Annotated in this window: 1 protein-coding gene; it reads right to left on the bottom strand. The window is 52.3% G+C overall.

Going from position 1 to position 392, the window contains the following annotated elements; translation table 11 throughout:
• Positions 1–41 precede the first annotated feature (41 nt).
• Positions 42–392: hypothetical protein (locus ACEWB7_RS18555; protein WP_411581168.1), on the bottom strand; the 351-nt coding region annotated here is incomplete at its 5' end.

A 392-nucleotide genomic window follows, 5' to 3' on the forward strand; every position in this document is an offset into this window, starting at 1 on the left:
CAGTAAAGGCAGACGCCGCAGCGCGGCGTCTGATCCACAATTTACGCGGCGATCTCCGGCGAGCTTTCTTCCTCAATATTGAGACGCCAGCCAGTTACCGCTTCCCAGTACTGCTGTTCTTTTTCCAGATCAAGCAGTACCAGCGCATTCTGGCTGAACCAGTCATGCGGAAAACATAACGTCCAGTGGCTGTCATCGGTCGTTAGCCGCAGCGTCGGCGGTGTGGTGGTCGCCTGCCGCTGGTTGTTCAGTAATACGCCCAGCCGAAGTAGCTGAATTAACGGCAGATACTGTTTTTTCTTAAACAGCGTAAAGCGGGGCATATCATCCAGTTTTATGGCTTTACGATGATAATGCACCAGCGTCGCCATCATCATTTGCTGCTCCTGATT

Origin of the sequence: Acinetobacter sp. NIOH-H-8 (assembly GCF_046635365.1) — a bacterium.
GTDB lineage: Bacteria > Pseudomonadota > Gammaproteobacteria > Pseudomonadales > Moraxellaceae > Acinetobacter.